Source organism: Streptomyces cavernae (assembly GCF_004023625.1).
Lineage (GTDB): Bacteria > Actinomycetota > Actinomycetes > Streptomycetales > Streptomycetaceae > Streptomyces > Streptomyces cavernae.
This window is the reverse complement of sequence record NZ_RPDJ01000001.1, coordinates 34,137-55,691: the sequence shown is the minus strand read 5'-3', so window position 1 is coordinate 55,691 and position 21,555 is coordinate 34,137. Positions and strand designations below refer to the sequence as shown.

The 21,555-nt window shown below is 72.2% G+C and carries 22 protein-coding genes and 1 pseudogene; 14 read left to right on the top strand and 9 right to left on the bottom strand.

Annotated features, from left to right (window positions below; all coding sequences use genetic code 11):
* The first annotated feature begins 315 nt into the window (after positions 1-315).
* Positions 316-1,062 (top strand): hypothetical protein, encoded by a 747-nt coding sequence (locus EF387_RS10155; RefSeq protein ID WP_128376194.1) that lies wholly within the window; start codon positions 316-318, stop codon positions 1,060-1,062.
* Between the two features lie 555 nt (positions 1,063-1,617).
* Positions 1,618-1,920 (top strand): annotated as a pseudogene (locus EF387_RS10145) (isocitrate lyase/PEP mutase family protein); the annotation flags it as partial.
* A gap of 151 nt (positions 1,921-2,071) precedes the next feature.
* Here the strand turns inward: EF387_RS10145 and EF387_RS10140 are convergent.
* Complete coding sequence (locus tag EF387_RS10140) at positions 2,072-2,605, bottom strand: hypothetical protein (RefSeq protein WP_128376193.1); 534 nt, start codon at positions 2,603-2,605, stop codon at positions 2,072-2,074.
* Positions 2,606-2,914: 309 nt separating this feature from the next.
* Here EF387_RS10140 and EF387_RS10135 point away from each other — a divergent pair, with 309 nt between their 5' ends.
* The 4 genes from EF387_RS10135 to EF387_RS10120 all read left to right on the top strand — a co-directional run bounded on the left by EF387_RS10135 (position 2,915) and on the right by EF387_RS10120 (position 8,027).
* Positions 2,915-5,245, top strand: a complete 2,331-nt coding sequence (locus tag EF387_RS10135; protein WP_420802551.1) for an FUSC family protein — start codon at positions 2,915-2,917, stop codon at positions 5,243-5,245.
* Between the two features lie 121 nt (positions 5,246-5,366).
* Positions 5,367-6,185, top strand: coding sequence for an alpha/beta fold hydrolase (locus EF387_RS10130; protein ID WP_128376191.1), 819 nt, complete (start codon positions 5,367-5,369; stop codon positions 6,183-6,185).
* 354 nt (positions 6,186-6,539) lie between these two features.
* Positions 6,540-7,403, top strand: coding sequence for a hypothetical protein (locus EF387_RS10125; protein ID WP_128376190.1), 864 nt, complete (start codon positions 6,540-6,542; stop codon positions 7,401-7,403).
* 213 nt (positions 7,404-7,616) lie between these two features.
* Positions 7,617-8,027: an ATP-binding protein gene (locus EF387_RS10120; RefSeq protein WP_128376189.1), complete on the top strand. Its 411-nt coding sequence runs from the start codon at positions 7,617-7,619 to the stop codon at positions 8,025-8,027.
* Positions 8,028-8,123: 96 nt separating this feature from the next.
* Here the strand turns inward: EF387_RS10120 and EF387_RS10115 are convergent, their stop codons facing one another.
* From EF387_RS10115 to EF387_RS10105, 3 genes are all read right to left on the bottom strand, one after another.
* Entirely contained in the window at positions 8,124-8,489 is a 366-nt protein-coding gene (locus EF387_RS10115; protein WP_128376188.1) for a PRC-barrel domain-containing protein, read from the bottom strand.
* A gap of 596 nt (positions 8,490-9,085) precedes the next feature.
* The gene (locus EF387_RS10110) at positions 9,086-9,367 is read right to left on the bottom strand and encodes a DUF5133 domain-containing protein (RefSeq protein WP_238431428.1); all 282 of its coding nucleotides are present in this window, start codon (positions 9,365-9,367) and stop codon (positions 9,086-9,088) included.
* A 148-nt stretch (positions 9,368-9,515) separates the two neighbouring features.
* Complete coding sequence (locus EF387_RS10105; protein ID WP_128376187.1) at positions 9,516-10,382, bottom strand: SigB/SigF/SigG family RNA polymerase sigma factor; 867 nt, start codon at positions 10,380-10,382, stop codon at positions 9,516-9,518.
* Positions 10,383-10,765: 383 nt separating this feature from the next.
* On the opposite strand from EF387_RS10105, the gene EF387_RS10100 reads away from it, so the two are divergent.
* Positions 10,766-11,143 (top strand): STAS domain-containing protein, encoded by a 378-nt coding sequence (locus EF387_RS10100; protein ID WP_128376186.1) that lies wholly within the window; start codon positions 10,766-10,768, stop codon positions 11,141-11,143.
* A gap of 213 nt (positions 11,144-11,356) precedes the next feature.
* On the opposite strand, the gene EF387_RS10095 is transcribed toward EF387_RS10100, so the two are convergent.
* A complete protein-coding gene (locus EF387_RS10095; RefSeq protein WP_128376185.1) occupies positions 11,357-11,788 on the bottom strand; it encodes a MarR family transcriptional regulator in 432 nt (143 codons plus the stop codon).
* Between the two features lie 203 nt (positions 11,789-11,991).
* Between EF387_RS10095 and EF387_RS10090 the strand changes: the two genes are divergently transcribed.
* From EF387_RS10090 to EF387_RS10065, 6 genes are all read left to right on the top strand, one after another.
* Positions 11,992-13,167 carry a PP2C family protein-serine/threonine phosphatase gene (locus EF387_RS10090; RefSeq protein WP_128376184.1) on the top strand — a complete coding sequence of 392 codons (1,176 nt, stop codon included), beginning with the start codon at positions 11,992-11,994 and terminating at the stop codon, positions 13,165-13,167.
* A 154-nt stretch (positions 13,168-13,321) separates the two neighbouring features.
* Positions 13,322-14,221, top strand: a complete 900-nt coding sequence (locus EF387_RS10085) for an STAS domain-containing protein (RefSeq protein ID WP_128376183.1) — start codon at positions 13,322-13,324, stop codon at positions 14,219-14,221.
* Positions 14,218-14,682: an STAS domain-containing protein gene (locus EF387_RS10080; RefSeq protein ID WP_128376182.1), complete on the top strand. Its 465-nt coding sequence runs from the start codon at positions 14,218-14,220 to the stop codon at positions 14,680-14,682. The genes EF387_RS10085 and EF387_RS10080 overlap by 4 nt, the downstream gene beginning before the upstream one ends.
* On the top strand, positions 14,682-15,119 hold the full coding sequence (locus EF387_RS10075) for an anti-sigma regulatory factor (protein WP_128376568.1): 438 nt from the start codon (positions 14,682-14,684) through the stop codon (positions 15,117-15,119). Before EF387_RS10080 ends, EF387_RS10075 begins: the two co-directional genes overlap by 1 nt.
* Positions 15,119-16,333 carry a SpoIIE family protein phosphatase gene (locus EF387_RS10070; protein ID WP_238431427.1) on the top strand — a complete coding sequence of 405 codons (1,215 nt, stop codon included), beginning with the start codon at positions 15,119-15,121 and terminating at the stop codon, positions 16,331-16,333. The genes EF387_RS10075 and EF387_RS10070 overlap by 1 nt, the downstream gene beginning before the upstream one ends.
* Complete coding sequence (locus EF387_RS10065; RefSeq protein ID WP_128376181.1) at positions 16,330-18,096, top strand: PP2C family protein-serine/threonine phosphatase; 1,767 nt, start codon at positions 16,330-16,332, stop codon at positions 18,094-18,096. The genes EF387_RS10070 and EF387_RS10065 overlap by 4 nt, the downstream gene beginning before the upstream one ends.
* Positions 18,097-18,220: 124 nt before the next feature.
* Here EF387_RS10065 and EF387_RS10060 read toward each other — a convergent pair whose 3' ends face one another.
* The gene (locus EF387_RS10060; protein WP_128376180.1) at positions 18,221-18,709 is read right to left on the bottom strand and encodes a MarR family winged helix-turn-helix transcriptional regulator; all 489 of its coding nucleotides are present in this window, start codon (positions 18,707-18,709) and stop codon (positions 18,221-18,223) included.
* Positions 18,710-18,853: 144 nt separating this feature from the next.
* On the opposite strand from EF387_RS10060, the gene EF387_RS10055 reads away from it, so the two are divergent.
* Positions 18,854-19,264: a DoxX family protein gene (locus EF387_RS10055; protein ID WP_238431426.1), complete on the top strand. Its 411-nt coding sequence runs from the start codon at positions 18,854-18,856 to the stop codon at positions 19,262-19,264.
* Positions 19,265-19,374: 110 nt separating this feature from the next.
* Here EF387_RS10055 and EF387_RS10050 read toward each other — a convergent pair whose 3' ends face one another.
* The 3 genes from EF387_RS10050 to EF387_RS49695 all read right to left on the bottom strand — a co-directional run bounded on the left by EF387_RS10050 (position 19,375) and on the right by EF387_RS49695 (position 21,471).
* Positions 19,375-19,806, bottom strand: a complete 432-nt coding sequence (locus tag EF387_RS10050) for a hypothetical protein (protein ID WP_128376179.1) — start codon at positions 19,804-19,806, stop codon at positions 19,375-19,377.
* A 94-nt stretch (positions 19,807-19,900) separates the two neighbouring features.
* Positions 19,901-20,839: an anti-sigma factor RsbA family regulatory protein gene (locus EF387_RS10045; protein ID WP_128376178.1), complete on the bottom strand. Its 939-nt coding sequence runs from the start codon at positions 20,837-20,839 to the stop codon at positions 19,901-19,903.
* Positions 20,836-21,471: an STAS domain-containing protein gene (locus tag EF387_RS49695; protein WP_338058100.1), complete on the bottom strand. Its 636-nt coding sequence runs from the start codon at positions 21,469-21,471 to the stop codon at positions 20,836-20,838. Before EF387_RS49695 ends, EF387_RS10045 begins: the two co-directional genes overlap by 4 nt.
* Between the last annotated feature and the right edge of the window lie 84 nt (positions 21,472-21,555).

Here is a 21,555-nt window from a genome sequence, read left to right as displayed (position 1 = left end):
CCTCCCCGGTCGGCAAGGCGGGAGCGAGCACCAATCGACCCGCCTCGCGATGTGTGCGCGTTATCGCGCCAAGCGCCAGACACCAGACGCCAGACGCCGCCAACCCGAGCAAGGCCCGCAACAAGGCGGCTCTTTCGGTCGGGTTGAGTCACAAAACGATGTTCTCCGTATATGTGAACCAGTGCGTTTGGGACCGAGCCGGACGGGGGCTCGGTCCTGTCCTGTCGGGCACGGCCTGGGGGGCCTTGCCTTCGGAGGGTGAGCGGTGGCTGAAAGCCGACACCTCGCAGGACCGAGTACAGCAAGGAGCAGGTCATGGCCAACAGTACGGAGACACATGAGCCGCAGGACGAGAGCGGGTCCCTGCCCGCCGACGGTGCCGTGTTCGTCGACACGAGTGGTCGACGTCGTTCGGTGCTCCGGGGACTGGGATGGGTCATCGCCGTCTACTGTGTCTCCTTCGCGGCGACCCTGGTAGTGGTAATAGCCGGCGGGAGCGCCGCGGCGCCCTGGCTGCCCATCACGGCCGACGCGGACGAGGTGCAGAACGCGGACCGGGCAGCCGGGCCCGCGTTCTCGGCAGGGCCCGTGAGCCCGCGGCCGAAGGCCGCCGACACCCCGCCCGCCGGGGAAGGCGACGCGCCTGAATGGACCGCCGACGGACCCCTCGGCGCCGGGGCCACCGAGAGCCCCGACGGGGCCGCGGAGCTGCTGATGGCATCGAAGTCGCCCGCGGCGGAGGTGGGTTCGTCGACCCAGCGGCCGGCGCCCGGTCAGAGCCGGACCACACCGGAGTCGACGAGCCCGCGGCCGGCCACACCGTCCGCGAGCGTGTCCCCGCCGGAGCCGACGGGGGACGCCACTCCCGCCCAGTCCCCGGAGCCCCCGGCGACCACGGGCGGACCGGGTGGCGGCACGGCGTCGCCCACGACGGGTCCGAGTGCCGGACCCACTACCGGACCGAGTACCGGACCGACGGCGGATCCGACGCCCACCGACGGTCTGGCCGGCGGAGTCGCTGACGTCCTGGCCAGTGCCTCGGAGCTCCTGGTATCGAGCTGAGCCGAGCCCAGCCGGAGCTCGGTGCGGCGCACACGGACGCCCCGGCGCAACATGCTCGGCCCCCTCGGGCCGGATGTTGCGCCGGGGCGTCCTTCGCTTCAACTCCCCGCTCAACTCCCTTCCGCGCATTTTCTGTTATCGCTTCGGGAGTCGTTGCGTCTCCTGTCCGTAGTGCGCAGCCGCACGCCCCTTCCCCACGTGCGGCTGCGCCTCGCAACGCCCTCGAGACGCTAAGACCGAAGCACGTGACAGCACTGATCAGCCGTCGGAGCATGCTGAAGATCACCGGCACCGCGGCGGGCGCCGCCACCGTAGCCGCCGCCGTCCCCACGACCTCGGGCCTCGGCGGCCGGGAACGCCTTCGCGCACCCCGGAATGCTGCACGCCCGGGCCGACCTCGACCGCATGGCTGCCAAGGTGAAGGCGGGCGCCGCACCCTACACGGCGGGCTTCGCCAGACTCACCGCCAACCGCCACGCGCGGAGCGACTGGAAACCCAACCCGCAGGCCACGATCTCCCGGGGCCCGGGCGGGCCGCAGAACTACACGATCCTCTTGGAGGCCCTCCGACGGATCCGGGAGGCGACCGGGGACACCCCGTTGCTGTTCAACCAGATCGCGGGCGGGAAGTCGCCCCGGCTCTCCCTCACCGACCTGTCCCGTGTCGGCGTCGACATGGCCATCTACAGCACGCCCTGTCTGTTCGCCGCGCACGAGGCGATCGACCGGGCCCTGACAGATCTGAAGCGGGACGACGGGCTGCTGCGCGATGCCGGCGCCCCGGGCACGGTGGGCGTACGCGCGGCCACCGAGCTGCTCGAACGCAACATCAGCCGCCACCACCGCGGCACCCCCTGACCAGGCGCCACCACCGGCCACCCGCTGACGCGGCGCCACCACCGCCCACCCGCCACCACCGCGCAGCCGCCACCACCGCGCAGCCAGTGACCGGCAAGGGCACGAGCGGACGGGGGACGGGGTTTCGGGGGTCGGATCGAAGCGGGGCCGGTCAGCCGGCGCCCGGGCCCGGGCCCGCCTCCCGCTCCAGGAAGCGGATCACCTGACTGGCGAGGCTGTCCCCCGCCGCGCTGGGCCGGGCCTCCGTGTCGATCGGGCCCTCGTGCAGCCCGATCCCGCCCGCCCACAGATAACGCTCGTCCCAGTCGTCATCGATCTTCGGCTGCACCTGGACATCCAGCCGGTTCAGGGCGGCTTCCGGGCCCGCGGCGTACAGGACCGCGGTGACCCGCCGGAGCGGGTAGACGTCGAAGCCCTCGACGAACTGCGAGTTGCGCCAGTCCAGGAACGCGGCTTCGCCGTCGGTGCCGAGCCGGACCTCGATCTGGCCGTCCTCGAGGTGGACGCCGCACCGGCGGGTGCTCCGGTTCTCGACCGTCACCCGGAAGCGGAAGTACGTCAGTCCCGCGGCCGCCTCGTCCCGGCCGCGCGGCGGCTCCGCCCGCTCCAGGCCGTGGACACGGACGCGCAGACCGGCATGCCCCTCGCACTCCTGCCAGTCACCCAGCACGTTCGGCTCGTCCACGCTTCACCTCTCACCTCAACAACCAGGCGCTTCCTATCCGTGCGCTCGACGCACTGTCAAACGGATCAAGAGCGCTTCGGCCGCCCGCGGCAGCACCCTGATCAGCGATCAAGCCTTGGACAGCCAGAACCCGACCGTCGACCCGACGGGCGTTTGTGGGTGCGTGCTGCACATCACGTTCCCGCGTGCCGGCCCGGGCCGCCGGCGAAGACCACCGTGCGACGGATGTGCCGTGTCCGTGTCAGGGGGTCGCATGCCATCCTGGGAGCGCGGACCATGGCGGATCATGACGGGATCGGGAGCGGCGGAGTGACGACTGTGGCCCGACCGGGGCGGACCAGGATCATCTGGGATCGCTTCGCCGCGTCGGACCCAGGGCTGCTTCGGCTCATGGCCGGGCTGCGGACCGTGGCGGCGATCGCGCTCACCCTGCTGGTCCTGGCGCTGTTGGACACCGCGGTGCCCCACCTGGTGGCCGGTGCGATGACCGCGATGGTGACGACCTTCGGTATCCGGGAGAAGAAGCGCGCCGCGCAGTCCCTCACCCTCGCGCTCGGCTTACCCGTGGCGGGGGCCGCCGTGTCGCTCGCGGCGCTGCTGCGCACCCATGTCGTCGCGGGTGACCTGGTCTTCCTCGCCCTGATCTTCGCCGCGGTCTACGGCCGCCGGTTCGGCGAGCGCGGCACCACACTGGGCCTGATCGGGTTCCAGGTGTACTTCGTCTCGCTGTTCGTCGGCGCCACCGCGGCGGAGCTGCCCGAGTTGTACGGGGTGATGGCCGTCGCCTTCGTGTGCAGCGCGGTGGTGCGCTTCGCGGTGGTTCGGGAGACCCCGCAGCGGGTGCTGGACCGTCTCCGAAAGGCCTTCCGGACGCGTCTGGCGCAGCTGCTGGCCGCCCAGATCGAGCTGCTGGACGCAGCGCCGGAGAACCCGGAGAACATGGAGAAGGCCTTCGACGAGGTGCGGCACGGCACGGCACGCCTGCACGAGAGCGCCATGCTGATCCAGGGCCGGCTGGAGGACGGCACGCAGGACGCCGCGACCGCGGCGCTGGTGCAGCGCCGTATCGCCGACGCGGAGATCGCCGCCGAGCGCCTGGGCGTGCTCCTGCTCAACGCACGCAGCTCCGAACGGGCGGACACGCTCACCCTGCATCTGCCCGACGCGCCCCTGCCGGCGCCCGGCACCCGGCTGCGCGCCCAGGACGACGTCACCAAGACCGTGCGTCGCGACCTGCGCGCGCTGCATCTGCTCGTCACGCATCCGGTCTCCCGGGAGCGCGGGACCGCACTGGCCCATGTGCGCAACCGGCTGCTCGGCTACCGCGACGAGGACAACGTGCCGTCCGGCCCGCCCGCCGTGCAGGAGGTCTTCCGCGGGATCGGTGAGATGGCGCGGGCGGTGCTGGGGCTGCGGATCGCGCTGGACGGTCCGCAGGACGACTCCGACGACACCCCGGCAACAGCCCGTTCCCGGGAGGAGCTGGACGCCGAGGACGTCGGCATCGCGGGGGCGGAGGAGGTCGAGAAGGACGCGGCGGACGACCAGGCCACGGGTCTGCGGCGGCCCACGACCCGCGCCGCGGTCCAGGTGTCCGTGGGATCGGCCCTGGCCATCCTCGGGGGCGAGCTGCTGTCCGCCCAGCGCTGGTACTGGGCCGTGCTGACCTGTTGGGTCGTCTTCCTGAACACGGCCTCGACCGGGGAGGTCCTGGTCAAGGGCTATCGCCGCCTGCTGGGCACCGTGTTCGGCGTGGTCGCCGGAGCGGCCCTGGCCGGGCTGGTCGGCAATCACACCTGGACCGCCTTCGCGCTGGTCCTGCTGCTCGTCTTCCTGATGTTCTTCACCGCGCCGCTGTCGTACGCCCTGATGTCGTTCTTCGTCACGGCGATGCTGGGGCTGCTGTACACCCTGCTCGACACCTACAGCGTCGAGGTGCTCGTGCTTCGTATCGAGGAGACCGCGCTGGGCGCCGTCTGCGGAATCATCGCCGCGGCAGTGGTGCTGCCGGTGCCCACCGACCGCCGTACGGACGAACTGCTCGCCACGGTCCTGGAGAAGCTGCGCGAGGTCAGCGTGGCCGCGGTGGAACAGCTCAGCGGCGGGCCCGCGGCCGATCTGCTGGACAAGGCGCGCGCCCTGGACAAGGCCCTGGACGATCTACGGGCGTCCACGCAACCGCTGACGCATGCGATCACTCCCCTGCGGGCGCGCCGGCAGACCGCGCGCTATGTCGTCGCGCTGCTGGAGACGTGCGCCTACCACGCCCGTGCGCTGGCTGCGACGGCCGAGCTCGTGCCGTACAGCAGGACCGTCGCCGCCGACCCGCGGCTGAAGCGGGTGGGAGAGCGGATGGCGCACAACATCGACGTGCTCCTCGCCCATGTCCGTGAGGAGTCCGGCGACGCTGCGGTCGAGTCCGGCCCCAGCATCGCCTCACTGCTGGAGGCCGGCGCCCCGGGGGCCCCGCCGCGCGGCAGCATCACCCGTCGTGTGCTGCGCCATCTGCAGCGCCTGGACGAAGGGGTGGTCGGGCTCGCCCGTGTGCTCGGCGCACCTCGGGCGGGCGCCGGGCGCACCGGGCCGGCCTCGGCCGACGGGGGCGAGGCCCGTGCGCAGGGGGGAGCTCTGGGCGGGTAGGGGCGGAGGGCAGAACCGGCCCACAACGGGCAACCCGCATCGCCCCTCGCTACGATGAGGCGAAGTCCCGCCCGTCGTCAGGGCCTGTGGACGCGGGGGCAGCCGAGTCAGGAGGGCCGCCGTGAGCACGATCGCGGTGAAGTCCGCCCAACTGGAGAACGGGCCGCTCCTCCCCTACGCCGAGGCGGGCTACCCGGGCGGGGTGCCCGTCGTCTTCGTCCATGGAATCGGGGACTCGTGGTGGAGCTTCGAGCCGGTGCTCAAGCAGATGTCCACCGCGCTGCACGCCTACGCGCCGACCCAGCGCGGTCATGGGGACGCCGAGCGCCCCGCGCAGGGGTACCGGCCGCGCGACTTCGCCGACGACCTGGTGGGTTTCCTCGACGCGGTGGGGGTCGCGCGTGCCGTGCTGGTGGGGGCGTCGAGCGGTGGAGTGCCCGCGCGGATCGTCGCGGGCAGCCATCCCGACCGGGTGGCGGGGCTGGTGCTGATGGGCGCCCCGGCCACGCTCGCGGACAGCCCCGGTCTTCTCGCCCGCTGGGAGTCGGTGGGCGAACTGAGTGACCCCGTGCCGCGCTCCTTCGTCGAGGAGCTGCTCGGCGGCATGGTGCACCGGGCGGTGGGGCGCGGCTTCCTGGAGACGATCACCGAGGAGAACCTCAAGGTGCCCGCCCGGGTGTGGCGGGAGTCCGTGCGCGGACTGCTCGAGACGGATCTGGCGGCGACCCTGCGGGGCATCCTCGTACCGACGCTCCTGCTCTGGGGCGAGGAGGACGCCTACCTGCCGCGCTCCGAGCAGCAGCTGATCCTCGACGCCCTCTTCGACGCGACACTGCTCGGCTACCCGGGCGTCGGCCACGCCCTGTACTGGGAGCAGCCGCAGCGGGTCGCGCAGGACATCACCCGGTTCGCCACGCAAGTGGTCCGGGCCTCCGGCTAGGTCCTGTCGTCAAATTCCCGTCGTCCGCCCGGAGGGCGGGCCGCGCGGCGTCATGGGGGTCCCTCCGGCCGGAGGCTGGGGGAGTGCCGGGCGGAAGTCCTCGTACCGGATGTACTCGGGCTTTCGCCCGGTGCGGCGAGTGGGGGTCCCCCCTGCTCGAAGAGCTTGGGGGAGCGTGCATGGCGTCGCGCGGCAGACGGGAATTTGACGACAGGGCCTAGGGCTGGCCTAGGGCCTGTCGGGGCAGGCCCCACGTGCCGGGCCCCCGGTTCCGCCTCGCCCGGGTGTGGCCCACGCGGCGAGAGTTCGATGCGCTCGGAGCATGACCTCGGGCACCGGGGAAAGGCGAGTGTCATGTCCGACATCCAGAGTGATTCAACGCAGTTGCGTGCGCAGTACTCGGTCCAGGTCTCCGCCGACCTCGAACGCAACGAACAGGAACAGCAGCGCATCGGCGCCGAAGTGGCCGGGCTGGAGGTGCAGTTGGAGCAACTGCGGCGCGAACAAGCGCTGCTGGCGAGTATGGAGCAGGCCTTGGGCGGCCCGGGCCGAGCGGCTGCCGAGCCCGGCCGGAAGGCCGGCCGTCGGGGGCGGGCTTCGGCCGAGCCGGGCCGGAAGACGTCCCGGGCGCGTCCGGCCCGGGGGGCGGCCGAGCCGGGGCGGGGGCAGAAACCGGCCGCGAAGGCGCCGGGGAAGCGTGCCACGGCAAAAGGTGGTCGCGGCACGTCCGGGGGCACCGGCGGCACGCCTGGGAGCAGGCGGGCCTCGGTGACCGGCGCACGCGGCACGTCCGACGCCAAGCGGGCCACGGGCACGCGGACCACAGGCGGGCGGGCCACGACCGGGGACAAGCGGCCGTCGGCCACAGGCGGGCGGGCCGGCAGCAAACGGGCGTCGGCCACCAGGGCCCAGGCCACGACCGGGAGCAAGCGGGCCGCCGTCCCGAAGTCCGCCGCCACCAGCGGCCCGGCGTCCGCACGGCCGACGCTCGTCGAGCTGGTGCGCGGCCGGTTGCGCGAGCAGGGCGAGCCGCGCTCCGCCGCCGAGATCGCCTCGGCGCTCGACCGCGCCCACCCGGACCGCGCCGTCAAGACCACGGTCGTACGGACCACCCTCGAAGGCCTGGTCGCCAAGGGCGGTGCCGAGCGCACGAAGCAGGGCGGCTCCGTGTTCTACACCGCGGCGCACGGTCCCGCGGCAACCGAAGCGCCCCGCTAGGAGCGTCGTTCCCGGCCCGGTGGTCCCCTCCCTCGGTGACGACGAGGCATGGCAGTCACAGCCTTGGGTAGTCGGAAGGGCGGTTGTGCTGCGGCTGCGGCCGCGTCGGAAAGGAGTGCACATGGGAACAGCGGTGACGAGAGAAGTGAAGCCGTCCACGTCCGCATGAAGAAGGCTGGGAAGGCGAGGCGGCGAACGAGTCGCGCGGGAACGATGAGACTGCCTTCTGAGGAGTTCCAGGATCGTCATACGACCTTTGACGGCGAACTGCGCAATGTGACCGATGCGCGTCTGGCCGCAGAGGGGTTCCTTGACGCCCTGGCCGACACGACGCCGCCGGGGGCGCCGGAGTACTGGGACGACATCCTGCTCGTGGTGTCCGAACTGGCCGCCAACGCCGTCCAGTACGCCCCGGGCCCCTTCGAGTTGACGATGCGTCGGACCTATGACGGGGTGCATGTGACGCTGCACGACACCAGCACCACACCGCCCGCGCCCCGGCCCTTCCGCCCCAACCAGGGCGGTGGCGGCATCGGCTGGCACCTGATCCACACGCTGTGCGACCAGGTGAGCGTCGTGGTGCAGGACGACGGCAAGGACGTGCACGTCTTCCTGCCCTGGTGACGCCCTGTCCCTGGTGACGCCCCGTCCCTGGTGACGTCCTCCCCGGGTGACGCCCCTGTCGCTGCGTCGCTATGACGGCCGGGGCCCGGGCCCGGGTCAGGCCGGCTGCCTCGGCGGCAGGCTGCGGTAGTAGTCGCCGACCGTGCCGAGGTAACCGGGATCGAGGGTCTCCCGGTCGGTCTTGAACCGAGGGGCCGCCTTGATCTCGTCCTTGCTGCACAGCACGGTGATCTTCCGCGCCTGCGCGTCTATGCCGGTGACGACGCCGACGGGTACGAGGACGCTCTTGCCGAAGACCCACATCCCGGTGTCCACGATGAGATGCCGCATCCCTGAGGCGTCGGCCTGCCGGTCGACCCGGCCTATCGTCCCGTCGGTGGCCTCGACGGTGTATCCGGCCAGGGACTGACCGTCCATGTGACCGCTCTCCGGTGCGTACGACCACATTCTGTCGCTGGTCATCGCCTTCCCCCTTCGTCCCGCTCGCTCGACTCGTTCCGCGCCGACCGTTGGTCCGCCGATGGTTCCCCGTTTGGATACCGCCATCTGCGCTCAGAGCAGCAGATACCCTCCGCCCGGGCCGGAAATTCCGGAAGTCGAGTTCTGGCCAGGACCTTCCGCAAAGCAACGCAGTACGGCGGGGCTACCGCGTACCTGGAAGTGACGCGTGCCACACCTCGGAACCCATCCTCAACGGGGTCACGCGGGTGCCCGGCGATCGCGCGGTGGTGCGCCCCGTCGCAGGGATCGCCCGGCCATGCGCTCCCCGGAGCGGGCCGCCGGGCGGAGGCCGGCGGACAGCGCCACGTCGGCCACTCCAGCCATTTCCGGCCACTGGCCACTCCGGCCACTCCGGCCACTCCGGCCACTCACACACTGACTGCCGCCCGCCGTTGCGGGACACACCCATGCGCCCAGAGCCACCACCATGCGCCTCGCCGGCCACCCACGGCACCTCGTCACGACCATGCGGCACCTCGTCACGACCCCACGGCACCTCGTCGGGGACGGCACCTCGCCGCAGCGGCGCGCACCCAGCGGCTGCGCCGCGCCCCGTTCTATGTCCCAGCCGACGCCCTGCCCGCCTCGGCCGCCACCGTCGTGCGCAGCGGTGGAGGGGTGGGCAGGGGGGCGTACGCTGCCGCGAGCTGTCGGCGGGCGACGGCCAGCGCCTGGCCGACCTCACGCGTGCCCGTCGAGACGCATAACGTGTAGGCCAGGTCCTGCGCACGCCCGCTCGTCCCGGACCTGGCGTCCTCGGCTCCTTCGGCCGCCAGCGCCTCGTACTCCTCGACGAGCTTGCGCAGGATCGCGGGATGCGGCATCAGTACGTGTCTCACCACTCTCTCTCACTCCTTGATCGGTGTTCGCCTGAGACGGCTGTGACAGGCGGATGGTGGTCGCCAGTCGGCCGGTGGTCAGTCGGCGGTCGGCCGGTCGGCGGCCAGTCACGGTCGGTCGGTGGTCGCGGTTCGGGCGAAGGCGGCGTCAGGTGGGGCGCGGCCCCGCGGTGTCCGACGGTCCCGGCTGTTCCCGTCGTCCGAGCACCTCGTCGCGCACCCGCGCACAGCTGCGGCTGATCAGCCGCGAGACGTGCATCTGCGAGATACCGAGCTGATCGGCGATGCGGTTCTGCGTCATGTCCTCGAAGAAGCGCATGTAGAGGATGGCGCGCTCCCGCTCGGGCAGGCGGCGCAGCCCCTCCTTCGCGGCCTCGCGGTCCACGACGACGTCGTACGAGGAGTCGGGCGCGCCGAGCCGGTCCGCGAGGCTGTGACCGTCGTCGCCGGACGACAGCTCGGCGTCCAGGGACAGCGTGCTGAAGCTCTCCAACGCCTCCAGCCCCGCTCCGACCTCCTCCTCGGTGAGCCCCGTGTGGGCGGCGATGTCGGCGACGGTGGGCTCGCCGCTGCCCGGGCTCTGGGAGAGCTCCCGGCGCGCGACCCGCACCTTGTTGCGCAGGTCCTGGACGCGGCGCGGGACCCGCAGCGCCCACATCCGGTCACGGAAGTGTCGCTTGATCTCCCCCGTGATGGTGGGCACGGCATAGCTCTCGAAGGCGCCCCGCTCGGGGTCGAAGCGGTCGATGGCCTTCACCAGCCCCAGGGCCGCGACCTGGCGCAGGTCCTCGATCGACTCACCGCGATCGCGGAACTTGCCCGCGATGCGATGGGCCATGGGCAGCCAGGCAGTGACGAGTTCGTCGCGTACGGCGTCTCGCTCCGGTCCGTCGTCCAAGACCGCCAGGCGGGCAAAGGCCCCCGCGGTGTCGGGGGCGTCGTCGTGGTCCCGCTTGCCGTCGGCGGCGGGACGGGGGGACGTACCAGAACGGCTTGCACACGTCTCAACGAGCATGTGGAATCGCTCCTGAACGATGTGGTCTCGGGGTGGGTGGCGGGGACGGCACCCGGGCCCGTCGAGGGGTTCCGGAGCACAGTCGTTCGTTCCCGCCTACGCGCCTCTGGTCCGAAGCACGAACTTCCGCTTGCCCCACGCTTGCGTGCACAAACAACTCTCTGTGCGCGAGCGATGGCGACTTCCCGCACGCGGTCCCGGAAACCCGTCCGCTCACCGGTCCTGCGCCTGGTGCGCGCACGTGTGCCGCGCCCGCTGACCTCAGGTTCCCACGGCCGCCGACACCGGGAAAGGGCCGATGGCACACATGAACGCCTGTATGTCGACTCGATTCGGGGGTAAGCGCAGAGCGCACCGGGATCAGCGCTTGTTGGAGGTATGTCATGTCTGTGGCCCAGAACCCTCTGTCGATCGAGGTGACACTGCCCCGTGAGGACACGGCGCTCATCACGGTCGAGGGCGATCTGGACATCGACACCGCGACAGAGCTGCAGCACCATCTGGCGAACCAGTTGCACCACGGCCGCCGGCATTTCCTGCTCGATCTGTCGGCCGTGCCGTTCATGGACTCGTCCGGCATGAACATCGTCCTGCGGGTGTACCAGGAGACACGGGGGAACTCGGGCAGTGTGCATGTCATCTCCCCGACCCCGGCCGTGCGCCGGATCCTGGACCTCACCGGCGTCAGCATCACCGTCCCGACGGTCGGCAGCGTCGAGGAGGCACTGGCGGCGGTGGAGTCCCGGTCGGCCGCGGACTGAAGGCAAGGCGGAGCAGTCCCGGTAGCCGGAGCGGCCCGGAGGGCGGAGCGGCCGGCCGCCCGGTCCGGTCCGGTCCCCGAGGACCGTGGATCCCGCCACGACGGCCCTCGTCCGTCAAGGCGCACCCATGGAAAACAGTTGCCGTTTGACAACTATGACCACGAGGCAACAAAGTGAGCGAAGGAAATCGCGGGAAGGGTGTGGATGTGCAGGTCAGGCCGTACGGACGTCGCTCGCGTCGTCTTCCTGGATCTGCGCTTCCGCGGCGGCACAGAACGCTTCCAGCCCCTCCAGCAGCGCGGACCGTTGCGCGGTGGGCATCTGCTCCAGGACCGACTGCAGGGCACGCTCCCGGCGGGCGCGCAGCTCCGCGAGGAAGGCGCGTCCGCGGCGGCTCAGGTGCAGCCGCAGTTCGCGACGGCTCACGACACCGGGCCTGCGGTCCACGAAACCCACCGCCTGCAGCCGGTCGCACAACCGGCTGGTCGACGGGGGCGTGGAACCGAGCGCGTCGGCAAGGGTGCGCAGATTGACGCCGTCGTTGTGCTCCAGGATGAACAGCACGCGCAACTGGGAGGCGGAGACCGGAGCCGTCGAGGCGCGGCCCCACAGTACCTCCAGCAGCTCCGCGGCCTCCGAGGTCACACGCGCCACCTCATCGGGCCACGGGCGCGAGGAGGAGGTCGTCACGGTCCCACTCTCCCAGGCTTCTCGAACGCTGTCAGCCCGGCAGGTAGGGCAAGCCGCGCGTAACACCAGATAACGAACAGAGGCGAACCGGCGAACGACCCCCGCGGGAGACCGCGGGGCCGTTCCGTCGGCGTGGACAGAATGGCATAACCGACACCGTGAACAGATTCGTGGCAGCCGAGCGCACACTTCGCTCCGCGGCTCCGCACCAGTTGCCCGACGCGGTCCGCGAGGCCCTCACGCGTGCCTACGCGGCCCAGACCGTCGAGTTCTTCATGGCCGACTACGGCCTGACCGTTCTGCAGCCCGTCGCCGCGTCCCCGAACCCGCTCAAGTCGCTGCCCATCCACAACAGCGCGGCCGGGCGGGCGTTCGTCTCCCAGGAACCCTTCGTCGAGCACCTCGGGGAGGACGGGGTACGCGTCCATCTCCCGGTCACCGTGCGCGGGGACCGCCTCGGCGTACTGTGCGTCGTCCTGCCCTCCGCGGAGCACGCCGAGGAGTGCCTGCCCCAACTGGCCGACGTGGCCGAGGTCCTGGCGCACGAGGTGATCGTCGCCGAGCGGGACACCGATCTGTACCAGCAGGCGCGCCGCAAGGACCGGCTCACCCTCGCGGCGGAGATGCAGTGGCAGCTGCTGCCCGGGCGCTCCTGCTCCCGCGCGGAGTACGCGCTCGGCGCCCAACTGGAGCCCGCCTACGCCATCTTCGGCGACAACTTCGACTGGTCCACCACCGAGGACCGGCTGATGCTCTACATCACCAACGGCATGGGCCAGGGCATCGAGGCCTCCTTGCTGACCAACCTGGGCATCAACGCGCTGCGCAACGCCCGCCGCGCCGGCATCTCCATCGCGGACCAGGCCGCCCTGGCGGACCAGGCCATCTACGCGCAGTACCGGGGCGCCGGCTATCTGTCGGTGCTGCTGCTGGACCTGGATCTCGCCACCGGCCGGCTGCGGGTCGTCGACGCCGGGTCGCCGCGGATGCTGCGGCTTCGCGAGAGAAGCGTCACACGCGTCGACTTCGAGGCCCAGCTCCCGCTGGGCATGTTCGAGGAAACGGACTACGTGGCACAGGAGTTCACCGTCGAGCCCGGCGACCGGCTGGTCTTCGTCAGCGACGGGGTGTACGCCGTGGCCGCGCCCGGCGGGGAGCAGTACGGGGAGCGTGCGCTCGCCCGGGCCATGACGTCCACCAGCCTGCTCCCCGCGGCGGAGGTGCCCGGGGCGCTACTGAGAGAACTGACCGGCCATCGGGGCAGACCCGTGCCCGACGACGACGCGCTCGTGGTCTGCCTCGACTGGTACGGACGGCAAGGGCCCCGCGACTGAGCGGTTCCGCGGGACCGAGGAAACGGACGAGGTGTCATGGTGGATCACGCCGCCACTACCGTTGTCGTGCGGCAAGAATCATCAGGAACCAGATCGGCATCTCGTCGCTCCCCGCACCGGTCGGGGAACGCGACGCATGTGAGGAGAGAGGCTCGTGCCGGAGCGGGAAGCGGCAGGAAACCAGCAGACACCGGAGCACGCGGTCGGGGACTTCCTGCTCCGACGGCGTGAGCAGATCGCCCAGCGGTGGGCCGACGCGGCGCTGTTCCGCACCGTGTTCACCGTCTCCCGGGACGAGGCGGTGGAGGCGGGCCGGGCTGTCGCGGAGGCGCTGGCCGCGGCCGCGGCCGCCGGGCGTGTCGAGGATCCGGAGGCGAACGCCTTCGCGGTCGTGCGCGAGCAGCTGTCGCGGACGGCGGCGTCCCGCTCGCGCGCAGGATCCACCATCGCCCAGATCTCGGCGGAGGTGGACGCCCTGCGGCCGCCGGTCACCGATCTCCTGCGCGCCGACCTCGCCGACGCATCGGCCGAGCGAGTGCTGGAGTGCACCACCGCGCTCACCGTGCTCATGGGCACACTGCGGCTGGTCGTCCTGGAGACGGTTATGAGCGCCGGGCAGGAACTCATCGACCGACAGCGTCTGCAGCTGCTCGAGGTCGCCACCCCCGTGATCAAGCTGTGGGAGGGCATCGTCGCCGTACCCCTGATCGGCACCCTCGACAGCGCCCGCAGCCAGGTGGTCATGGAGACGCTGCTGGATTCCGTCGTCGAGCAGCACGCACGCTTCGCGATCCTGGACATCACCGGAGTGCCCACGGTGGACTCGCTGGTGGCGCAGCATCTGATGAAGACGGTCGCGGCGGCCCGGCTGATGGGCGCGGAGTGCATCGTCTCGGGCATCCGGCCCGCCATCGCGCAGACCATCGTCCACCTGGGCATCGACCTGGGTTCGGTGCTCACCCGGGCGAGCCTGGCCGACGCCCTGGCCTACGCGCTGCAACAGCAGGGTGCCGACATCGTCTCCGCCGTCCCCTCCCCCGCGAGTCACCGGTGACCGGCTCGTTTCCCGTTCCGCACGGCGGACATGTGCCCGTGCTCAAACTGGGTGACGTACTGCTCGTCACTCTTCAGGGTGATCTGCACGACGGCACGGCGGAGCAGCTCCAGCAGGACATCAGCCAGGCCGTCGCGGACCACGGGGTGACCGGTGTGGTCCTCGACATCTCGGGCGTCGAGATCGTCGACTCCTTCCTCGGCAGGGTGCTCGCCGAGATCGCCGCCAAGGCCGGCTTACTCGCCGCGCAGACTGTGGTGGCCGGGATGCGGCCTGCGGTGGCGATCACCCTGGTGGAGCTGGGCCTCACCCTGCCCGGCCTGCGCACAGCGCTGAGCACCGAGGACGCCATGCGGCTGCTGAGCGCGGAAGCCGAACAGGCCCCGCAGGCCGCGAAAGGCGCGCAAGGCGCGCAGACCTGGGTCCCCCGTTCCGGGCGCACATGCCGGGAGAGTCCGTGATGCAGACCGCCGGCGGCGTCTCCGCCTGCCTCCCCATCCACTCGGACATGGATCTGGTGTGGGTACGACAGCACGTACGGCAGGCCGCCGCCCAGCTGGGCTTCGGCCTGGTGGAGCAGACCAAACTGGTGACCGCGGCCAGTGAGCTGGCCCGCAACACCCTGGTGCACGGAGGCGGCGGACAGATGGAGTGCGCACCGCTCGAAGGACGCTCGCCGGGTCTGCGGCTGACGTTCTCCGACGACGGCCCTGGCATCGCCGACCTCGACCAGGCGCTGCGCGACGGCTACACCTCGGGTGACGGCCTCGGTATGGGCCTGGGCGGTGCGCGGCGGCTGGTGCACGACTTCTCCGTCGACAGCCGTCCCGGAGCGGGCACCACCGTCACCGTGGCCGTCTGGAAGTCCGGCGCTCCCCGGCCCCGCGAGGAGCGCTGATGCCCCGCGTCTGGGAGGTACCGGTGCACGACTCGACCCGGGTCCGCGACGTGCGCGTGGCCGCGGAGGAGGCGGCCGGCCACGCCGGGCTCGACGGGGACCGCACCGCCGCCGCGGCACTGGTGGCCACCGAGCTGGCCACCAATCTGCTCAAGCACGGCGGGGGCGGGCACGTACTTCTGGACATGGTGCGGACGGTCCCGGAGACGGTCTTTCCCGAGGCGGTCCCTCCGGAGACCGGGGCGGTCCTTCCGGAGACCGAGGCGGTCCCTCCGGAGACGGTTGACTCTCCCACCGCGGCCGATCGATCCGACGGGCCCCGTGGGAGGTCCCCCGGCTCGTGGGCCGACGAGAGCGGGGAAAGGCCCGAGAGCCCGGCTGAGGTGCAGATCGTGGCGATCGACCACGGCCCGGGCATGGCCGACGTGGAAGCCGCCCTGCGCGACGGCTACTCGACGACCGGTTCGCTCGGCGCGGGCCTCGGCACCTGCCGACGCGTCTCCGACGCCTTCGACGTGCACAGCGCGCCCGGACGGGGCACGGTCACGATGGCCCGGATCGGCGCGCGGCGGGATCGCCGCGCCGCACGGCCCACCCTCCCTCCGGTGCGGGCCGGCGGGGTCAACGTGCCCTTCGCCGGCGCCGAGTACTCCGGCGACGCCTGGGCCTGGGCCCGGGCCGGCGACCGGGTCACGCTGATGCTGGCCGACGGGCTCGGCCACGGCCCCGAGGCGGCGCGCGCGTCGACCGCGGCGGTGCGGGAACTGCGCCGCTCGGCCCATCTGGCGCCCGTGGAGCTGCTCCGGCGACTGGACACCGCGCTGCGCACCACCCGGGGCGCGGCCGTCGCGGTGGCGCAGGCCGACCTCGGCGCGGGGCGGCTGGACTTCGCCGGGCTCGGCAACATCGGGGCCCGGCTGCGCCGCGGCGACACCTGGCAGCCCCTGCTCTCCCACCCCGGCATCGTCGGCGCTCACCGCCCACGGACCCTGCACCGGCACCGGACGGAGTGGGACGCCGACTGCCTGCTGATCATGCACAGCGACGGTCTGCCCAGCCGCTGGAGCCCCGGCCCGGCCGCCGGCCGCACCACCCTCGACCCGGCTGTGCTCGCCGCGGTGATCCTGCGCGACGCCAGCAGTTCCGCCCGGCCGGTGCGCGACGACACCACCGTCGCCGTACTGAGCCCGACTCCGCCGGACCGCACCTCATGACACGTATCTGGGACATCGCAACCGCGACCGACGCCGCGCGGGCACGGATCGCCACGGCACGGCTGGCCGCCGCGCACGGCGTGCCGGCCGTCGAGCGCACCCGCCTGGTGACCGCGCTCACCGCCCAGCTGCGGCAGTGCCTCACCAAGGGCGGCGTCTGGCGGCTCACCCTGCGCACCACCGCGTCACGGGCCGAGGGCCGGCGGCTGGTCGTCGTGGTGGACCCGGCCGAGCTGTGGCCCGGCGAGAGGCATCGTCCGTGGCGCATGAACGTCGCCTGCCCGGAGGAGGCGGGCTCCGCCGACAGCGGACACGTCGCCGACGATCCGGCCGGGCTCGCGGAGGCCCTGTTCAGCGCCGACGAGGACGCGGCCGAACTGCTGGAGAAGCTCGGCGAACAGGAGGAGCTGGTTGCCTTCCACCGGGAGGAACTGCACCAGACGAACCAGGGTGTGCTGGCCCTTCACGCGGAGCTGGACGCGGCCGGCCGGGCGCAGCGCGAGCTCTTCGCCGCCGAGCGCAGGGCCCGCAACGAAGCGGAGAACGCCCGCGGCAGACTGACGTTCCTCGCGGACGCCAGTGCCGCCCTGACGGCCTCCCTCAACCATGACGAGATCGTGCGCCTGCTGCCGACGCTGCTGGTGCCGCGCTACGCCCGGAGCGTCGACGTGTGGCTGCTCGACGGGGAGGAGGACGGCCCGGGCCGGGGCACTCCGCGTCCGGCCGCCGCCGTCCTCGCGGCCCGCCGGGCACGCCCCCTGTACGCCGCCGACCACCCCGGCGGCCTGCCCGGCGTGGACGACCATCCGCCCTCGGCGCTCGACCCCACCCGGCCCCTGCTCTGCGTCCCCCTGATGGCCCGGCGCACCGCGCTGGGCGTGCTGACGCTCTCGCCGCCCGGGGAGCGCTGGGACGCCGACGACGCCGTGATGCTGATCGAGCTCGCTCGCCGCGCCGGTGTCGCCCTCGACAACGCCCGGCGGTTCGAGCACAACCGCGACATCGCCGAGACCCTGCAGCGCGCCCTCCTCACCGACCTGCCCACCACACCGGGCCTGCGCCTCGCCGCGCGCTACCTCCCGGCCACGCGTGGCCTGAACATCGGTGGCGACTGGTACGACGCGTTCCGCCAGCCCGACGGCAGCCTGATCACCGTCATCGGCGACGTCACCGGACACGGTCTGCACGCGGCGGTGATGATGAGCCAGCTGCGCACCGCGCTACGGGCCTACGCCGTCGACGGCGGCAGCCCCGGGACCCTGCTCACCCGGCTGCACCGCTTTCTGCACCATCTGCAGCCCGACCTGTACGCGACGGCCGTCATCGCCCGGTTCCACCCGGACGATCCCACTCTGACCTGGGCCGCCGCCGGTCATCCCCCGCCGGTCCTGCGCACCCCCGAGGGGCAGGTGCGGATCCTCGACGCCAAGCCCGGGGCGATGCTCGGTATCCCGCTGCGGCAGGAGATCCAGGACCACACGGAACCGCTGCCGCCGGGATCGACGCTGGCCCTGTACACCGACGGGCTGGTGGAGCGCCGTGCGCGAGGCATAGATCCGGGTATCGAGCGGCTCGCGGCGGCGCTCGGCGCCTTCCGGCCCGCCGATCTCGACGACGATCTGCACGGCTCGGCCGACCGGCTCCTCAACCCGCTGCTGCACGATTCCGAGCGGGACGACGACGTGTGTCTGCTGTTGTGCCACATCAACAGCGGGGCGGCTCCGGCGGGATCCGGTGCGGCGCCGCCCACACCGCCGCTGTGACCTCAGCCGTGGTCGTGCGGTCGCGCCGCCGTGGCCGCACGATGACCGTCCTCCTGGAGGATTCGGTGGCCGTCCTCCCGGCCGCTCGATGAGCATTGTCCGGGCCGCTCGGTGGCCGTTCCGGTCAGTGTTCGGTCGCCGAGTCCCGCGGGGGCCGGGTGGCCGCACGGGTGCGTCGGGCCTCGTGGAAGGCGCCGAAGTCCTGTTCCAGCGCGGTCCGCCGCACCGGGGGCAGGGCGTCCAGGATGTCGGCGAGGGAGGCCGCGAGCCGCTCGGTGACGTCCGTGAGCAGCCGCCGCCCCTGAGCGGAGATCACGAGCTGCACCTCGCGCCGGTTGCGCGGCTGCACTCTCCTGTGCAGCATTCCGGCCGCCTCGAGCCGGTCGCAGAGCCGGCTCGCTGTGGGCAGTCCGATGCCGAGGTGCTCGGCCAGCGCGGTGAGGTTCAGTTCCGGCCGGTGGCTCACGACCCGCAGGGCCCTGAGCTGACGCGCGGACAGCCGGGGGGAGGCGTCCTCGACGGCCGCGAACCAGAGCCCCACCAGGTCCTCCACCGCGTCGACGACCCGCCGGGCGACCGCGTCGGGAGCCCCGGGGTCCTGTGCGCAGCCCATCCCCTCATCCTCCGCAGACCATGGCGTGCTCAGGCCCCTCCGAGACCCTTGTCATGCTCAGGGGCTACCCGAAGCGTCCGCCTGTACACAGCCGTGGCCCGAGGGAGCGGAAACGGCTTACGGAGCGTATTACCGTCCAGTAATGTGACGGGCGCCGGTGACCGCCCCTCTGTGCACGGAGACACGACGCCCCGCTCGCCCCGCTCGCCGATCATCCTCGCGGGCCTGCTGGCCACCGCGGGCGTCGCCCACTTCGCCGTACCCGAACAGTTCGACGCGACGATCCCGCGCGCCTTGCCGGGATCGCCCCGGGGCTGGACGTACGTGAGCGGCGCCGCCGAACTCGCCCTCGCGGCCGGAGTCGCGCATCCACGGACACGGCGGACCGCGGCGTTCGCCGCCGCGGCGTTCTTCGTGGCGGTGTTCCCGGCCAATGTGCAGATGGCGGTCGACTGGCGGGACCGCCCCGCCCCGCAGCGGGCCCTGGCCTTCGGCCGGCTGCCCCTGCAGGTGCCGCTGGTGCTGTGGGCGCGCCGTGTGGGCCGCAGGTCCTGAGCACCGACCCGGGGATGGGGGCTGCCGGGCGGGCACCGGTCCGGTCCCGTCATGTGGCGGGTCGGATCGGGCCGGTTCCGGACCGGTGAGCGGATGGGCCGACCGACGCCTCAGAAGTCCGTCGGCAGCCCGCTCACCTCGGCGATGCCACGCAGTTCCTCGTCCCGCTGGTGCCGTTCGCGGATGTAGTCGGCGATCTCGCGGCGGCGTTCGGGATCGGCCGCGGTGTCGGGGTCGGTGACGATCCTGACCGGCCCGGTGCCCTCGACTTCGATGCGGATCACTTCGTTGTCCAGGCGTCCGGTGACAGCTGTGGCGATGACCAGTGCGGCCTCGTCGCGGATCTCCTCGGACACCCTTTCGGCGCGCTCACCGTCCAGACCGAAGTCTGCGGGTAGCTGCCCCTCCTCCTCGATCGCCTGGAGCATCGGTTCGACCATGCTGAGCAGGACCTCGTAATCCTCGGGCGCCATACGCAGACGCAGCAGACCGAGGTGGACCTCCACGGGATGGCCGTCCGGCGGAAGATGCGATTCAGTCATACGGGCCGGGTTCCCCGATCCGGCGGTAGCTCTCAGCCCGGCGGCCACATTCGTCGCGACTCGCGCACAAGGGGGCCCGAGATGCCGAATCGGCTCAGGGGAGGGACAGGTAGCTGCGGATCGTGGTGCCGCGCTCGCCGCTGTGCACGCGGACCAGATCGGAGAGGGAATTGACCAGCAGCAGTCCGCGGCCGCCGATCTGGGCCGGTGCCGCCGGGCGCCGGCCGGCCAGCGGATCGGTCAGGCGGCCCCCGTCGGCCACCTCGCACACGAGCCGGGCGTCCTCGGCCCACAGCCGCAGCGTGCCCGAACCGCCGCCGTGCACCACGCTGTTGGTGGTCAGCTCCGCCACGATCAGCGCGAGGTCCTGCAGCCGGCCCGCGGCCATGCCGAGGGCCCGGGCCTCCTGAAGCGCGAAGTCCCGGGTGACGGCCAGGGTCCCGGCGGTGAAGTCGGCCGTGGCCGTCGCCGACGGATGCGGCAGTGCCTCGTTGCAGCGCTCGAGGACGCCCTCGACGTCGTAGGCGGCGCTGTTCACCTCGGTGCCCCCGGTGATGACGACGGGGTGTGTGGCGTAGGCGTCGGCGATCGCCCGGGCGGGCAGGCCGACCGCGTCGTACGGACACAGGATCGTCACCTCGCGGCCGGTGAACGCCCTGTTGATCAGTGCCTCGTGCTGGACGCAGGCCGGGTACTCGAGGGTGCTGCGGCCGGGCCAGACGGGTTCGCCGATGATCCGGACCCGGCCCTCGCTCCGGCCGTCGGCGAAGGCGCGCAGCACCGAGGGGATGATCCGTCCCGGGTTGCGGCCGGCCCGGGTCATGTCCACGAAGTACACGGAGTCGGCCTGGGTTCCCAGCGCGTACCTGATCAGCCGCAGCCGGTCGGGCGGCGCCGCCACCGCCGTGGACTCACCGGAGGCCAGACCTTTCAGCAGAAAAGGGACGGTGCCGTCCACGTACTCCTCGTCGCCCCGGTAGAACAGCGCGGGGTGTACGAACGGTTCTCCGGCGGTGGTGGCCGTATGGGTCATGACACCACCTCGATCGTCGGAAGTCCGGGCCAGAACATCTCGAGTACGCGCCGCAATTCGGGAGGGGGCCGGTCTAGGACGATGCGTCGTCCCTCCGCCAGCGTCTGCGCCGCGTGCGCGAGGTCCGTGACACCCGCCACGTCGACGAACGTGATCGCGGACAGTTCGAGGTGGCAGGTGACGTCCGGGCCGCCCGCCAACTCCCGCAGGGCCTGCTGCCAGGCGGGCCGGGTGCGGGAGCTGATCTCACCGGCGGCGCGCAGCCCCGGGCGGTCGATCAGCGACTGGAGGCGCAGCGGGACCAAGTGGCCGCCGGGTGCCGCAGGGGCGGCGTCGTCCGCGCCGCGACTGCCGTCCGTCATACCCTCGCCCTCGCCCAGTGATGCGCGCACCGTCACCCGTCGGCGCTCCGGCGAGCCGTCCGCAGCCCGGCGGGCGGCGACCGGCGCCAGAAGCGCATGCGACAGTGTGTCATCTTCCGAGGAGTGCGCGCCGGGGCTTTGCGTACGGCCCGTGCCGTCCGGCAGCCGCGCGTCCGGCCCGCGGTACGGCAGCAGCCGCCCGGCCCACCGGGGCCCTCCGTTCGGGACCGCGCTCGCGTCCCCGGGCACAGGTTTTTCGAGGAGGGTCATCCAGGACGGCTCCTTGCTGCTTCCCACTCGACTGGTGTGACGTCCTTGTAGACGCCTCTTGTGACGCTTCCACCTGTCCGGTTT

Coding starts and splice junctions, on each gene's coding strand:
- EF387_RS10060 (WP_128376180.1), bottom strand. CDS start 18,709: ATGGGCTGCGCACAGGACCCCGGGGCTCCCGACGCGGTCGCCCGGCGG.
- EF387_RS10100 (WP_128376186.1), top strand. CDS start 10,766: ATGTCTGTGGCCCAGAACCCTCTGTCGATCGAGGTGACACTGCCCCGT.
- EF387_RS10155 (WP_128376194.1), top strand. CDS start 316: ATGGCCAACAGTACGGAGACACATGAGCCGCAGGACGAGAGCGGGTCC.
- EF387_RS10125 (WP_128376190.1), top strand. CDS start 6,540: ATGTCCGACATCCAGAGTGATTCAACGCAGTTGCGTGCGCAGTACTCG.
- EF387_RS10065 (WP_128376181.1), top strand. CDS start 16,330: ATGACACGTATCTGGGACATCGCAACCGCGACCGACGCCGCGCGGGCA.
- EF387_RS10050 (WP_128376179.1), bottom strand. CDS start 19,806: ATGACTGAATCGCATCTTCCGCCGGACGGCCATCCCGTGGAGGTCCAC.
- EF387_RS10045 (WP_128376178.1), bottom strand. CDS start 20,839: ATGACCCATACGGCCACCACCGCCGGAGAACCGTTCGTACACCCCGCG.
- EF387_RS49695 (WP_338058100.1), bottom strand. CDS start 21,471: ATGACCCTCCTCGAAAAACCTGTGCCCGGGGACGCGAGCGCGGTCCCG.
- EF387_RS10075 (WP_128376568.1), top strand. CDS start 14,682: ATGCAGACCGCCGGCGGCGTCTCCGCCTGCCTCCCCATCCACTCGGAC.
- EF387_RS10120 (WP_128376189.1), top strand. CDS start 7,617: ATGAGACTGCCTTCTGAGGAGTTCCAGGATCGTCATACGACCTTTGAC.
- EF387_RS10105 (WP_128376187.1), bottom strand. CDS start 10,382: ATGCTCGTTGAGACGTGTGCAAGCCGTTCTGGTACGTCCCCCCGTCCC.
- EF387_RS10115 (WP_128376188.1), bottom strand. CDS start 8,489: ATGACCAGCGACAGAATGTGGTCGTACGCACCGGAGAGCGGTCACATG.
- EF387_RS10070 (WP_238431427.1), top strand. CDS start 15,119: ATGCCCCGCGTCTGGGAGGTACCGGTGCACGACTCGACCCGGGTCCGC.